This is a genomic window from Virgibacillus sp. FSP13 (genome assembly GCF_054048505.1).
Window position 1 is genome coordinate 1 of the sequence record NZ_JBSVKG010000041.1, and the last position, 14518, is coordinate 14518.

General features: G+C 37.6%; 13 protein-coding genes and 1 pseudogene. 5 read left to right on the forward strand and 9 right to left on the reverse strand.

From position 1 onward, the window contains the following. Positions 1-284 precede the first annotated feature (284 nt). Both ACW2QC_RS19505 and ACW2QC_RS19510 read left to right on the forward strand, forming a co-directional pair. Positions 285-896, forward strand: coding sequence for a YpjP family protein (locus ACW2QC_RS19505; protein WP_457545599.1), 612 nt, complete (start codon positions 285-287; stop codon positions 894-896). A 292-nt stretch (positions 897-1188) separates the two neighbouring features. Continuing rightward, the gene (locus tag ACW2QC_RS19510) at positions 1189-1941 is read left to right on the forward strand and encodes a hypothetical protein (RefSeq protein WP_457545600.1); all 753 of its coding nucleotides are present in this window, start codon (positions 1189-1191) and stop codon (positions 1939-1941) included. A gap of 82 nt (positions 1942-2023) precedes the next feature. On the opposite strand, the gene ACW2QC_RS19515 is transcribed toward ACW2QC_RS19510, so the two are convergent. The 4 genes from ACW2QC_RS19515 to ACW2QC_RS19530 form a co-directional block, all read right to left on the reverse strand. Then, entirely contained in the window at positions 2024-2200 is a 177-nt protein-coding gene (locus ACW2QC_RS19515; protein WP_457545601.1) for an H-type small acid-soluble spore protein, read from the reverse strand. Positions 2201-2367: 167 nt separating this feature from the next. Next, positions 2368-3594, reverse strand: coding sequence for a dicarboxylate/amino acid:cation symporter (locus tag ACW2QC_RS19520; RefSeq protein ID WP_457545602.1), 1227 nt, complete (start codon positions 3592-3594; stop codon positions 2368-2370). A gap of 261 nt (positions 3595-3855) precedes the next feature. Further along, complete coding sequence (locus ACW2QC_RS19525) at positions 3856-4575, reverse strand: DUF4396 domain-containing protein (RefSeq protein ID WP_457545603.1); 720 nt, start codon at positions 4573-4575, stop codon at positions 3856-3858. Positions 4576-4817: 242 nt separating this feature from the next. Continuing rightward, positions 4818-7211 carry an immune inhibitor A domain-containing protein gene (locus tag ACW2QC_RS19530; RefSeq protein WP_457545604.1) on the reverse strand — a complete coding sequence of 798 codons (2394 nt, stop codon included), beginning with the start codon at positions 7209-7211 and terminating at the stop codon, positions 4818-4820. A 360-nt stretch (positions 7212-7571) separates the two neighbouring features. On the opposite strand from ACW2QC_RS19530, the gene ACW2QC_RS19535 reads away from it, so the two are divergent. Further along, positions 7572-8216 (forward strand): SDR family oxidoreductase, encoded by a 645-nt coding sequence (locus ACW2QC_RS19535; RefSeq protein ID WP_457545605.1) that lies wholly within the window; start codon positions 7572-7574, stop codon positions 8214-8216. A 158-nt stretch (positions 8217-8374) separates the two neighbouring features. Here the strand turns inward: ACW2QC_RS19535 and ACW2QC_RS19540 are convergent, their stop codons facing one another. The 5 genes from ACW2QC_RS19540 to ACW2QC_RS19560 all read right to left on the reverse strand — a co-directional run bounded on the left by ACW2QC_RS19540 (position 8375) and on the right by ACW2QC_RS19560 (position 12548). Further along, positions 8375-9865, reverse strand: coding sequence for a potassium/proton antiporter (locus ACW2QC_RS19540; RefSeq protein WP_457545606.1), 1491 nt, complete (start codon positions 9863-9865; stop codon positions 8375-8377). Between the two features lie 218 nt (positions 9866-10083). Next, the gene (locus ACW2QC_RS19545; protein WP_457545607.1) at positions 10084-11256 is read right to left on the reverse strand and encodes a transglutaminase-like domain-containing protein; all 1173 of its coding nucleotides are present in this window, start codon (positions 11254-11256) and stop codon (positions 10084-10086) included. 72 nt (positions 11257-11328) lie between these two features. After that, the gene (locus tag ACW2QC_RS19550) at positions 11329-11484 is read right to left on the reverse strand and encodes a hypothetical protein (RefSeq protein ID WP_457545608.1); all 156 of its coding nucleotides are present in this window, start codon (positions 11482-11484) and stop codon (positions 11329-11331) included. Between the two features lie 60 nt (positions 11485-11544). After that, positions 11545-12060: a hypothetical protein gene (locus ACW2QC_RS19555; RefSeq protein ID WP_457545609.1), complete on the reverse strand. Its 516-nt coding sequence runs from the start codon at positions 12058-12060 to the stop codon at positions 11545-11547. A 209-nt stretch (positions 12061-12269) separates the two neighbouring features. Next, on the reverse strand, positions 12270-12548 hold the full coding sequence (locus ACW2QC_RS19560) for a DUF5344 family protein (protein WP_457545610.1): 279 nt from the start codon (positions 12546-12548) through the stop codon (positions 12270-12272). A 282-nt stretch (positions 12549-12830) separates the two neighbouring features. Between ACW2QC_RS19560 and ACW2QC_RS19565 the strand changes: the two genes are divergently transcribed. Beyond that, a complete protein-coding gene (locus ACW2QC_RS19565; RefSeq protein ID WP_457545611.1) occupies positions 12831-13586 on the forward strand; it encodes an ABC transporter ATP-binding protein in 756 nt (251 codons plus the stop codon). Beyond that, positions 13579-14518 (forward strand): annotated as a pseudogene (locus ACW2QC_RS19570) (hypothetical protein); the annotation flags it as partial. The gene ACW2QC_RS19565 and the pseudogene ACW2QC_RS19570, both read left to right, overlap by 8 nt.

The following is a 14518-nucleotide window of genomic DNA, read 5'->3' on the forward strand; positions in this document are numbered from 1 at the left end:
ATACGTATAAACGGGAGCCAAGGTGACGCGGAGGTATACTAAAAAATTAAGGGAGATACGAACGTTGCTTAGTCCGTTCGTATCTTCCTTAAATTATCTTTCACTTTTCAACTGAGTAGTAACTCGTACCTTCTAATACGGTGTTTTCCTTTTTTGCTAAACAAGACGGAAGCAACGGATATTTTACTAAAATGTTACCTTTTTGTTAAATATTAAAAATATTATAGACATGTCTCATTAAAATGGTAAAATATAAGAAAGTACATATACGGGGAGATTTTTACATGAAACGTTGGATGAGAAAAGTATCCGTTGTTCTTATCGCCATTATGACTTTGGGATTATATGTCCCGCCAACCTATCTAAATACCAATGCTGAGGAAAATAATGAAGCTGTTTCGCCTGATGCGGATGTTAATCAGGACGTGCTTACATCTGTTTCAGACGAGGACGAAATAGATCTCTCGCCAACCAATAATGATGACAATTTTGAACGTGATTATGTTGATATCATAACGGAAAAGGCTAAAGAGCAAACAATTACAAAGTTAGGTCCTAGAATTGTCGGACAAGTAGAGGATGACTTTGAAGCGGAAATTTTACCACATATGGAGTCTGTTTTGGAAATAATAATGGATAAAGCTGGCGTGGACAATGCCCCATACTTGGCAATCACGGAACATCCATCACAGGGATCTGGGGAAAAAATTTTCAATATCTATGATGAACGGACCAAAAAGGATGTAGCCAAATTCCACGTTAGACGTGATAATCGACCATTAGAAGGGTACTGGTTTAATTTTCATTACCATTTAAGCAATGATAATTTTGAAATGCACCATGAAATTGGGGAAATTTACTGGGATAAAAATACGCCTCCAAAATGGATGGCTTAGAGAAATTTTAAAGTGCCATGTAAGTGTATAGACAAATGTTTGCGACTAACATTAAATAATTCACTTACCGTGAAGAAAAAAATAAGAACACAATACATTTAGCGTACTAACGCTATTCTAGAGTAATCAAACAAATGAAACAGTTCAGTTCATATTAACTGAGCTGTTTTATTTTTATGCCAAGACCATTAGGCAACCACCCAATTCCAGTTCCTTTCCCCAGTCATATGTCCCAAGTAAATGTTATACGCATAGGATATATTTATAAACACACGAACGGGAAGTGACTAACATGGGACTATTCATGAACAAAGGGGAGCACCCGGATGTTTTTATGAATCAGAGTAGCATCGAAGAACCGAACCAAAGTTTTTTTAAAATCGATTACTTTAAGGAATTGGTAAAATCCCAAAAGAAAATGAACGATTCGCTATTCCGATCCTTCCATGAACTTGAATTTCTATACCAGCAACAACAGCATACGCAAGCAAGAGAGTGGAAAGAGATAGGCGATCAGTTACATGCATTAAAGGAATGTAATCTGCAGCATGAAAAGTTTAAAAGGGATGCGATGGAGTGGTTAACAATGTTGGATGAAAATAATAAAGATATGCACCGTCTGTTGGAAGAAGAGGGCTTGTTAAAACAAGGTGTCCTTGAGGAAATAAACAGTGTCAATCAATCAAACCAGGAGATTGTAAACCAATTAGGGAAATACGAATTTTTTCATGAGCAGCTTACGAACCAGATGAATGAGCTGTTTGACCTGCACAAGGAAATGTCTAGTAAAATCGCGAATCAAGATGAAAATCAAAATAAGACATTGAATCATTTGGAAAAACAGGAAGCACTAATGGAGAAAGCGGTAAGACAAATTACACATCTTCGCTCCATTCTTTTTGAAAGAACTAACTTCTTAGCGGAAAAAATAGAGAACAGCTATAAACTTACATCATCATTTGTTTACAATTTAGTTACCGGTTCTGATCAGCCATTAACTTTTAGAATGAGTCAGAAAAAAGAAGAGGCTAAAAAATCCGATTAAATACCGAACAGTGTCTTGCACTGTTCGGTTAAATTGCTAATGTGCAGGTCGAGCCACGTCAAGCTCCCTTGCGCTTTTGTTATTATTCAAATAAACCAGCTAAATCCACCTGCTGGTCATGGTGCATCTCGTCAAGGGGAAAAATCGTTGCCATTTCTTGATCAGGGTGCACCTGTTTGATATAGACAGGTATACCATGGTAATTTACATTCATCATGACGATCGAATCGATTATTTCCTGCGCACGTTGACTTTCCACTAGCTTCCTCCTCAATGGTTGGCTTAAACTTTGAGTAAAAACATTCAACAAGGAACTAACTAGGTTTTTAAATCCCTGGTTTTATGTCACTTGTTGTTTCTAGTTTAAGTTGAATGAACTAAATTATAGGTGGAAATTAAACACATGGAAAAGTGCGGATTTATTTATCATGAAGCACTATTTTCCCGTGCTTCAGTTTTATCAATAATCGATGTTCCTACAAGATCACCAGTCACATTTAAGGCAGTACAACCCATTCCTACAAGTGCATCAATTGCAGTCAACAGTCCGACAGCTTCCATTGGTAGACCTAATTGTGCAAAGACGGTTGCAATCATAATAATTCCTGCACCTGGGACACCAGCTGTGCCAACAGATGCCAGCGTTCCAACCAACACAACCTGCAGCATATCGGTAAAACTTAACGGGTCGCCAACGATATTCGCAGCAAAAACTGCCGATATAGCGATCCGAATTGCTGCACCATCCATATTGATCGTGGCTCCTAATGGTAAACTAAATCCATACAAGCTTTTTGATAATCCTAGATCTCTGGCCGCATTCAACGTTAGTGGCAGTGTGCCTGAACTACTTTGTGTGACAAAAGCGGTTATCATTGGTGTACGCGCATGGGTAAAAAATCTTTTAGGTGAAATTTTAGCAAATAACATAAAAGTGATGTAAACACCAACTTGCACGATTAAAGCAATATAGAGAACCATCACCATGTCACCCAATGACAATAATGTATCTGCACCTTGATTGCCAACCGTTTTTGCAATGATAGCAAAAATCCCAATAGGTACGTATTGCAGGACGACTTTCATAATGCTTAAGGTTGCTTCATTCAATCCGTCAACTACTTTGTATACATGTTCACCTAGCTCACCATAAGCGTTTGATGATCTTAATGAGGAAATAGCGATCCCAAAAGCAAGTGCAGTGAAAATGATCCCCAATAAGTTTAGCTCACTAAATGCAGTCACAATGTTTTCTGGTACAATATTTAGCAGGACACTGATGACGCCGGGATTATCCGGGACTTCAAATTTCTCATTTGTATCAAGGGTCATTCCGCTCCCAGGTTGAAAAATACTGGCCACAGCAATGCCAACGATAATGGCTAAAGCGGATGTCAGTAAATAATAGACGAATACTTTTCCTCCCATTCGTCCCAAATCACCAATTTTGGTTTGATTTACCCCAACGATTAAAGTGAATAAAATAAGCGGGATGATAAGGAATTTAAGCAAATGAAGCAAAAGGTCTCCAAATGGTGCCAAAACAGCTGCATCCTTACCAAAAACTAAACCGACAATAATGCCAACAATAAGTGCGATTGTGATTTTTAGAATAAGTGAGGCGTTAAGATAGCCCCTCCAGATTTTTTTCATACCATGACCACCTTAGCAGTAGGTTTCCCAAAAATATTAATCCTATAGTAAGCTATTTTATGAACTTAATATATATGTATTCCTACTTATTTAATAGGAATTATAGTTAAAGGGTATAGAACTTAATAATATCTGTCAAAATCAATGCTTGTTATGCATGTGCGCTGTGGGGTTAAGGAATTAATGGCCATGACTGTAAATAATACTTAAGGGAGCAGTCTCGATCGATATGGACAGTCGACCGAAAACTGCCGAGGAACATCACATCGCATGCTTAATACCTTTTTTCACCAATATCCAATTTGCTGGGTAGCTTGTTAGAAATCCAAGCATCATGGCAATTTGCATCATGAACCAAAAGATAGCGGTATCTGGTTTTGGCATTTCGATAAAAAATACATAATGTGTCAGCGCCATCCAACCAAACATTCCTATTTCAAAGGCAATTAATGACCAGGTATCTGCCTTAATTGCATTGGCAATGGCTTTTCCGGGGTTATCATGTTTTTTAAACCCCATCCCATAATATTGAAAGGCAATACCAAAAATATAAGCTAGAGTAAATTCAACCGCATAATCCGCAAATAACGTACTGCCTGCAATGGTAAAACCTGTGAAAAAAACAATGGGAACACCAATCATATCACCAAGGGAGCAACCACTACTGCAATGAGTAGTAGATACGAAAACACTTTGCCAGAAAGGTTTATTCCCATGGTTATGGTGATCCATATGATTGTGATGGCTCATCTGTCCGGCATGATTGTTTTCATGATCCATGCCCATATCATTACTTCGCCCAAGCTGGTGATAAGCCCATATTCCTGCAATAGGAAAATATAGCCCAGTTAGCGGCCAGACGATATTCATAATGGGCATCATTTTTTGTGGATGCCGGAACACGTCAATAGTGATGATGATTGCCTGCAATATACCAATAAGGATGGCAATCCAGGAGATTATAGTAAGTAAGTTCATCATTTCACCCTTTCATGTTTCTATCCCATATGTAGGTATAATTCCCATGATGACTAGTTTAAAACATAACAAAAGCGCAAGCGAACCGATGTTGACTTATCGCACGAAGGTGAGTGAAGTCGCGCTAGTCGCTAGAGCTCGACGTGGCTCGTCACGCCAGAGAACAAATTGGATCCCAAATTTTATACCTACCTAAAACATGAAAAAACCTGCCTTTCTTAATAGGAAAGGCAGGTCAGAAAATATTATTTAAAAATTAACACGTCACCGACTGAACCATCTTTACTCTCACCGATAACACGGAATTTCAATCCATATTCCGGAACATTACGGCCGGCGTCAATTAATCCTTGGTTACTCCAATCCGCACTGTCATCAAATAATGGTGTGCGTTTTGTGTGATTATCTTTTAATGTTGAACCACCGAGTAAACCAGAGTAATCAATGAACATTTTGTTAGACTTATTAAATGTAAATGCAGCATCATGTAATTGATAACGAGTTGAGCCAATCGTTTTATCTTTCCAGCTTACGGCACGTTGATCAGCGTCAACTACTCCTAGGAAACCATCTCCAGGGTGCTGACCAGTCCAGTTGTTATCAAAAGACTTATCAACATACCAGACAACTAAACCTGGGTCATATGACATTAAGCTTGCACCGCGACGAATATGTGCAAGACCTTCATCGACACCATTGTGTGATCTCCATTCTAATAGGTAGTAGTGCTCTGTTGTATATGTTCCATCATGCTTTTCAAAGCCATCCAACGTAAATTTCGGATCAGCTTCAGCGCCATCAGAGAACACTTCATTGCCATCAGCCGTTACGGTAACATTATCAGCGAAAAACCCATCCAAATTTGTTGCCCAGTCTGTCATAGAGCGGAATTGCAGTTGGATTTCCTGGCCTGCATATGCACTCAAATCAATTGTTTCATGAATCCAGCCATCACTTGAACCAGTGTAACCTGGCAGATTTTCTTGGATTGCTGGGTAACCGTTTGGATCAAGCTTATCGCTCGTATTTGGTGTTGCTAGCGACTGCCACGTTTCTCCATCATCAGTTGATACTTGTACCATGGCATAATCCCAATATTGTTCGGTGTTATACCAAGCATCGAAATCAAGTGTTGCATTAGATACCCCTGTTAAATCAATTGTTGTCGCCATTTTATGGTCGGCCTCATCACCTTTACCGCCATAGTATTCAAAATCTCCATCTTTTGGTGTGTTCAATACATTTATTTTGCCTGGTAAATCAATGCGAACGGCATCATTGTTCGTACCTTTTGTTACCCCTTCATCAAGCAGCACAGAAGTACCGTCACTTGTAATTTCATCCGCATGTAATGTTGTTCCGCTTAACCAATTGCCAGCATGTAATGTTTGCAGCATTTCTCTAGCATACGGGCTCATTCCAGGGGGCTCTGTTCCTGGGACATCACCAGCCCAGCTGCCACTAGCCATCAATGACCAATATGCTACCGCTTCACCTTCACCGGTATATTGTGTGTCATATTCATCTGGAAGTCCTAAATCATGACCGTATTCATGGGCGAAAACCCCTGCAGCGCCATCTTCCGGTTCAATCGTGTAGTCGTATGCAGCCAGTTGCCCGTCAAAACGATCACTGTCAGATGACCCACCAGGTACTGCAACTAGACCGCCAAGATTCCAACGGTGTGACCAAATTGCATCGCCGCCAAGTGAACCGCCACCAGCTTCTTCACCAACACCAGCATGAATAACCATTAGGTGGTCAATAATGCCATCCGGTTCATCATAAACGCCGTCACCATCATAATCGTCACGATCCCAAACATCATACTCACTCAAATCGACATTTGGATCTTCTCCTGCCTTTTCAAGTGCTTCAAATACTAATTCGCGAGCGCGTGCATCACTGCCATCAGGTGCTGGATCATTTCCACCATAATATGCAGCTGGGTGATCTGCTGTATACCAGCCGGCAACAGTTCCATCTACTGTATAACTACCACCTGATTGTTGTTCATAGTATTGCTTCATTGAAATGAGATTCTCACCGTTTGGCCCTGCATAACCATTTTCACCAAAGATCATATCTTGAAAATGATCGTGGGTGTAATCTTCATACCACATGTCTGTTTCATCTTTCGTAATCGAGCTTTTTTCATAGTCAGGGAAATCAATGGCAAGAACGAGAACATTGTCATGACGTACTTCGCCGTTATAGTTTTCTTCTTGAACAGGGTCAACTTTATTTTTCTTGGCATGTCCAAGTTTATTCCCTTTACCATTTGTGAGAGCATTATTATGTTTTTTATTAGATGATTTCATGTTTGCGTCTAAACTTTTTGGTAAGCTATCTTTTGTTGCTTTGGCATTTTTGGTTTTGGCCTGTAAATATTTGCTTAATGCCGCCTCAGCTTCAGCAGGTGAGGCATCTCTAGCAATTTTCCCCTTTTCTTTTAGCATTTCTATTAACTTTTCGTCATTTGCAATACCTAAATCAACTGGTGATCCATGTGATGAGGTTGAAATTTTAGATGATAAATCTGGTGTTTCAACTATTGGTGATGCCGATACGTTTATCGCTCCAAATCCTAATGAAAGTGCTAAAGTTGTGGAAAGAATAATTCCCTTTTTCTTTTTCATATAATTCCTCCTGTTATTTCGATTTTTACCGAAACTAGTCCTGTTCCCCCTTTTGGCGTTTGAATAAATCTAATAGTCAAAATATAATGTCCAGTATTTATAATATAACCGCGATAGAATATTGTAAATATTTAAAATAAAAATGGTACAATTGGCCCTTGTGCCACTACGTTATTAGACTTACCATTTTACAAAATTTGGAATTATAAAAGGGCAAATTACCTTAGTTGACACAGCGAACAATCAAAATAATGAGGTAGGATAGATTTTTGCTGGTAAACCATTCAGTTGATTAGCTTTGGGCAATCTGAAATAATAGAAGGAATTAACTAACTACTTATTCGGAAAGGAGAAGTAGAAATGAATGTAATGTTAATAGGTGCAAATGGGCAGATAGGTCACTATTTAGTAGATCTTTTACATGATAGTAATGAGCATACGGTAAAAGCGATGGTACGGAAGGAAGAACAGGCAAGAGCTTTAAAAGAAAAAGGTGTAGAGTCGGTTGTAGCGGACCTGGAAGGTAGTGTTGACGAGATTGCAGGTGCTATAAAAGGGTGCGATGCTGTAATCTTTGCTGCAGGATCTGGTGGTAGCACTGGTTCAGATAAAACATTATTAGTTGACCTTGATGGGGCAGCAAAAGTGGTTGAGGCTGCCGAAGAACAAGGGGTAAAACGATTTGTGATGGTGAGTGCACTCCAAGCTCATAATCGCGAAAATTGGAATGATAAACTAAGACCTTATTATGTCGCGAAACACTATGCAGATAAAGTGATTGAAGCAAGCAGTTTAACCTATACCATTGTTCGGCCAGGTGGTCTATTAAATGAGCAAGGTACAGGAAAGGTTTCTATCGCTGAAAACGTAACGAGAGGGTCGATTCCGCGGGAGGACGTTGCCCGAACGGTTGTAGCAGCGCTGAATGAGGAAAATACGTTTAAGCGTGCATTTGATCTAACGTCTGGGGATAGTGAAATCGATAAAGCGTTAAAAGAACTATAAGAGGTTGTTCAAAAAGTCCGGTAAAAATGACACATCATCCTCCTTTTTGAACACGCACTATAAAAGTAAAAAGGTTATCTCAAAGGTAGGCATAACCAATGCTTACTCTTTGAGATAACCTTTGTATTAAATGGTCTATTCATGATAGTTTTTTTAGATTATTTTGACCAAAGTCTTTGTCTGCGTTTTTTCTTTTCCTTTTTCTGTTTCTTTCCTAACAAAGCTGCCTTCGCTTTTTCTCTGATTTTCTTATTGATCAAGACGTAAAGCGTGTCACCGGTTTCGATCACAGAATTGCCGGTTGGTGTGATCAGGTTATTATCACGGACAATACCAATGATTAATGTATCTTTAGGCAACTCAAGGTCGATCAATGACGTATTAACGGATGGAGCTTGTTCGGTGATTGCCACTTCCATAATTTCCGAATCTGTATTACCAAGGTTGATTAATTCCATGCTCGGGGACTCTTGATTGTTTCCTTCACCAGTTAGTCCTAGTTTGGATGCAAGCCAGGATAATGTACTTCCCTGGACCAATGCCGAAATTAAGACAACGAAGAAGACGGTATTGAAGATTAATTGACTGTTCTCAACACCTGCAACGATCGGATAAGTAGCCAAGACGATTGGAACGGCACCTTTTAGCCCTGACCATGAGATAAACAGTTGTTCTTTTACATTGTATTTCATGAATATCATACAAAGAAAGACAGCGATTGGGCGAGCTATAAACATTAAGATGATGGATAATAAGATACCTTGCCAGGTTACGTCTAGTAATTGGCTTGGAAATACCAATAACCCCAATAGGATAAACATGATAATTTGCATCATCCATGAGAAGCCTTCGTTGAATCGTGAAATGGTGAACCGGTACATTAAATCATTGTTACCAACAAATACAGCCATCACATATACTGCCAAAAGCCCGCTTCCACCCAAGAGGTCTGTAAAAACATATGTAAAAATAGCCATCCCCATTGCAAGAACTGGATATAGTCCTGCTGCTTCTAATTTAATATGGTTAATGATTAGCACAATGATTTTTCCAAGAATGAGTCCAAAGATCAATCCGAGTGCCATTTGCACAAAGAAACTACCAATAGCGGACCAGATCGAACTATCCGGTATTTGAATCATTTCAATGAAAGCAATTGTGAGGAAGACAGCCATTGGGTCATTCGAGCCCGATTCAGCTTCCAATGTGGAGGTTAGATTCTTTTTAATATTTTTATTACCTAACACCGAAAAGACAGCAGCAGCATCAGTTGATCCAACAATTGCACCAAATAGCATTCCTTCCAATAGGGTTAAATGGAGGATATACATAGCAGCCAGTCCGGTAACCAAGGTGGTAATTAGTACACCTAGTGTTGCTAACGTACCAGCAGCACCAATAACCGGTCGGATGTGGTCCCATTTTGTATGTGCGCCACCGTCAAACAAAATAATAATTAAAGCGAGTATCCCAATCAATTGGGCGAATTCCGCATTTTCAAAGAAGATAAATTGATTGAGAGCCATTCCAAATAGTAAGAATAAAACAAGTGAAGGTAATCCTAAACGTGAAGAGAATTTTGTAGCTAATACACCGATAATTAGCATAGCAGAAAATAAAAAAATCAATGTTTCAACGCTTAAATCCAAGTTATCCAATCCCTCCGATGTCCAATCTTATATAAAATAATCTATGTAATAATAATAACTAGAATTTTAGAGAAAGACAAAGCATCTGTATGTTTAAATGAAATATTATCGAGTTATAGTATTTTGAACGTGGCTGTTTTCTTTTTAAAATTGGACAGTATCATCTCGTTTTATTGATAAGTCTAAAGGTGGCTCTCTATCATTACTTCATAAGAAATTTATGTTAATCGAGATATTGTAGACAACATCGATAGAATCATAAAAAATAGTGGGATACTAAATAAAAAAGGTCTCTCTTTTCTTAATATAAAACACAAAAAAACTATAATAAGGGAGGACTTATAGATCAGTTCTAAAAATAAATTACCAAAAAGGAAACTGATTATCATGACTAGTAAGGCGGGAAAAAGTAGCCTCTTTTTAATCGACGCTAAGATACCATTTATTCCGTTTTCTTTTGTTTTCCAAGTGCCAAGTAGATCAGATGCTTTAACTTCGGTACTGTGGGAGTCAAAAAATTCGTCAAATTTTACGTACGCTGGTTGCAAATAGGGGGCGCTACCGTTCAATGATTCCTGTCCCCAGTAAAATGGTTCATTATTAATATAAATAGGTTCGATCAGCATTGTCTTGTCCTCACTATCAGGATAAGGTGGTAAAATTTTCGTTTCCGCATCCTTGGAGAATACAACTCTCTGACCTTCCGTTTTGCCAAAATACTTTTTCCAAGATAGGGTTCTTATGCTACTATCCAAAAACCTAAAGTAATTTTTGCTTTGTATACTGGCCATACTTGTATCTACTGGAAACCAGCCATCACCGAATAAGAATATCTCATTCCATGCATGACCATTCATTTTTCCATCTGACCAACTCCCAAAAACAGTTCTTGTCGGAATTCCTATGGATCTACATAATGAACAGAATAAAAATGAGAACTCTCCACAATCTCCTTTTTTGGCTTTTAAAAAAGAAATTACTCCTCTACTACTGGGAGGATATTTATATTTATAGTTGCTTACAATATAATAAAAAATTTCATATGCTTTTTCCTTATCACTATTTTTCCCCTTAGTAATTTTCTTTGCAAGGTTCGTTATTTCCTCATTAATAGGCGAAAAAGTGGTGTTTCTCAGGTAATATGCTATTTCTTCATTGTTTAAAGTTGTTGTTTCGTTTTTGGGGTTATACCAGTCCACATCAAAATTTAGATGCAGTTTATCATTTTTATGGAGAATGAAATAACCCAAATTTTCACCAGTTGGCACCCTATGGATTTGATTAGGTTTTATTGATTTGTTTATCCCTTTTTCAGGAAGTACCATCCATAATTCCACTTTTTGATTTAAAGTATTCTCATAAAAATAATCAACGTTTATAGGACTTCTCAATAATACTCACCCTTCCATTTTACACTAACCTAGCGTAGATTTTAAACTGATTTTACTGAAATCCTTTGACTTTTATTCATTTCTAGCTGCCGGTACAAATGCAATCATTTCTCCATTAGGGTATGTACCCTTCCATCCACAGGGCCATCCACCTTCTTTATAGACTTTAAAAACTCTTTCATAAAAGTTATCTGTTTTTCCATTAACTAACCTATTTAAAGCACACATTGTAAGATCCCCCTCTACCGTAAAAAGGGGATGATAAGTTTGGATAGCAAATACAAGTTTTTAGATTGATAATACCTCTTCCAGCAGCTTTTTGTCATTCTCTCCTAATCCATTTATTAAAATACCGCAAAACTTATTGTTGCTGTCTACACTAAACCCAATTGTATCATTTTTAATAAGTGATACAATTTCACTTTCTGAAAATGATATATATATATTATCATTTCCTATATAAACATTTAGTTCACCTTTTTCATCTATATAAGTTTCATTTATATATTCACCTATTTGAAAAATAGGAAGTCCCTCAACTATTTCAATATCATTCGCAACTAATTGTTCATTTACACTAGTTTTATACACGTTCTCACTCAAGGTTAATGTTATGGAACGCATCAATCCTGTACCACTACCCATACCGACTTCTATTAAAGACTTTTTGAAATCTCCAGTTCTCCAATATAACGTTGGTTCCTTTGATATATTCCATGTGCCAAATTCGATATTAATAGGTGTATATTCATCAAATTCAATACTCGCAAGCTTTTTTTCTTTATATTCTAGCATTGTTAACATTAAAAGGTATTCCTCCTTTAATTATTAGGTCTATATACTGCATGCTTTATAACTGGCTGCAATCTGTCTCCACGTGGCTTACTAAACACTAATTCCCAATCACCGACATTTATAATTTCGAACATGTTTGGTTTCCTTTAGTGTTGCATCGATTCCTTTATGTAAGTTTACGGAATCTAAGGTCTTCATTCCATCCCTCCTTATTTGGGTTATTTAAACGTCATGTAGTTGGCCAGCAACAAATCCGTTTCGATTAAGGACTCAACAGAACTTTCCGTTGTTCTTAAATGTTGGAGGATTAGCAACCGATAGGACTTGATCAGAGATGCATAACCGCTATTTAATTGATTTAGCTGGTCCAAAAGATTGAGTTGATTTTCTCCTTCTATCTCATTCGGAAAGGAAGATTCAAAGTTTAGTGCAGACCCTTCCAGTGTTGAAATAGCTTGTTTGATGGGATTTTGTTCAATTTTAATTTCTGTTTCCATTTACCTAACCCCTCCTTTACTTCACACGAAGACTATTGCCATTACATAAATGATAATTCTAAATTCAGATAATAACAATGAATCTATTGGCTTGGTACGAAAGTTGTGTTTATGATTACAAACTTCACTTAATCATAAGTTACCCAAGGACTTTCAAGATCAAAATAATATTCTTGCAAAAACAAAAGCAGATTGATATGTTAATAGAAAATTCCCATATTGGAAAGGGTGATTACGATCGGTGTTAACGGAGGAAAAGTATTATCATTAAAAAATTTAACGATGGATTACACTGGAAAACAAGTGTTAGATGGAATTGACCTTGACGTGTTCCAGGGACAAATTATTGGCTATATTGGCCCGAATGGTGCGGGAAAAAGTACGACATTAAAAATCATGCTTGGTTTAGTTGATGGGTATGATGGGGAAGTTGAGATTTTCGGCCAGGATATTGCAAGGAGTGATCATACATATAAACGAAAAATTGGCTATGTGGCTGAGAATGCGGAGATTTATGATAATCTTACGGCAAGTGAATATTTGACTTTTATCGGTGAATTATACGGAATGGACCGCAATCTTGCTGAAGAAAAGGCAAAAAAGTTAATGCAAGAATTCGAAATGGAAGATGTCTTTCACTCACGTATTTCTTCTTTTTCTAAAGGAATGAGACAAAAGGTACTGATCATTTCAAGCTTATTGCACGATCCTGATTTGATTTTTCTTGATGAACCTTTAAGCGGACTCGATGCGAATAGTGTCATGATTATTAAGGATATTCTCGAACAGCTTGCAGCAAAAGGCAAAACGATTTTTTACTCTTCTCATATTATGGATGTTGTGGAGAAGATCAGTAATCGGATTGTCTTGCTGATCGATGGAAAAATAGCTGCTGACGGTACATTTGATGAGCTACGTGAGCAAAGCAAGGCGGGATCATTGGAAGGAATCTTTAACCAACTAACTGGATTTGATGAACATCAACAAACAGCGGAACAATTTGTTGATATTGTTATGGATGGTGAAAGAAATGAATGACTTTCGCTCACTGAAATTTTTGGATCTCTTTCAATCGCTATTTCGATCAATGAATATTGATTATACTGCGATGCGGAAAATCCTTCAATTGAAGCTGACTATGGATCAACGGCGTGTACCAACTATTTTTGCAAATAACACTAATAATACATCGAACAAGAAAGAAAGTAATCAGTTTCTCAAGTCGTTAGGTATATACGCTTTGTATGGATTGATTCTTATTCCATTTCTGTTTTTCGGGGAAAACTACATGTATCAAACGAGTATCATGTTTGGCATAACGATGTTTATATTGATGACATCGATGATTTCTGATTTTTCTTCTGTGTTGCTTGATGTTCGTGACAAAACGATTCTACATACAAAACCGTTGAACACAAGGACGGTCAACGCAGCTAAAATTATCCATATCACAATTTATATGGCCATGCTGACAGGTGCCTTTATAGCTGTGCCTTCTTTAGTTATGCTGGGCTTTAAAGGCATTGCTTACTTCTCATTATTTTTAGCGGAAATCATTTTATTGGTCTTATTTATTATGGCACTTACTGCTTTGGTCTACATTTTTGTACTGCGGTTTTTCAGCGGCGAACGATTGAAGGATATCATTAATTATGTGCAAATCTTGTTGTCAGTTGGCATCATTATCGGGTATCAGATTGTAATACGAGCTTTTGATTTTGTGGATTTCAATTTTATCTATGATTTTAGTTGGTGGCATGCGTTTATCCCACCTATTTGGTTTGGGGCTCCATTCGAGTTGTTTTTGAACCAAAATCATTCGTCCGTTATCATCATCTTATCCTTGCTAACGTTGATTGTACCGATAATTTCGATTTATATGTACTATCGGCTCATGCCAACCTTTGAGCGAAATTTGCAAAAGCTGATGGAAGATACAGCTAAAACAAAAAAAGCCCGGTGGAGTTTCG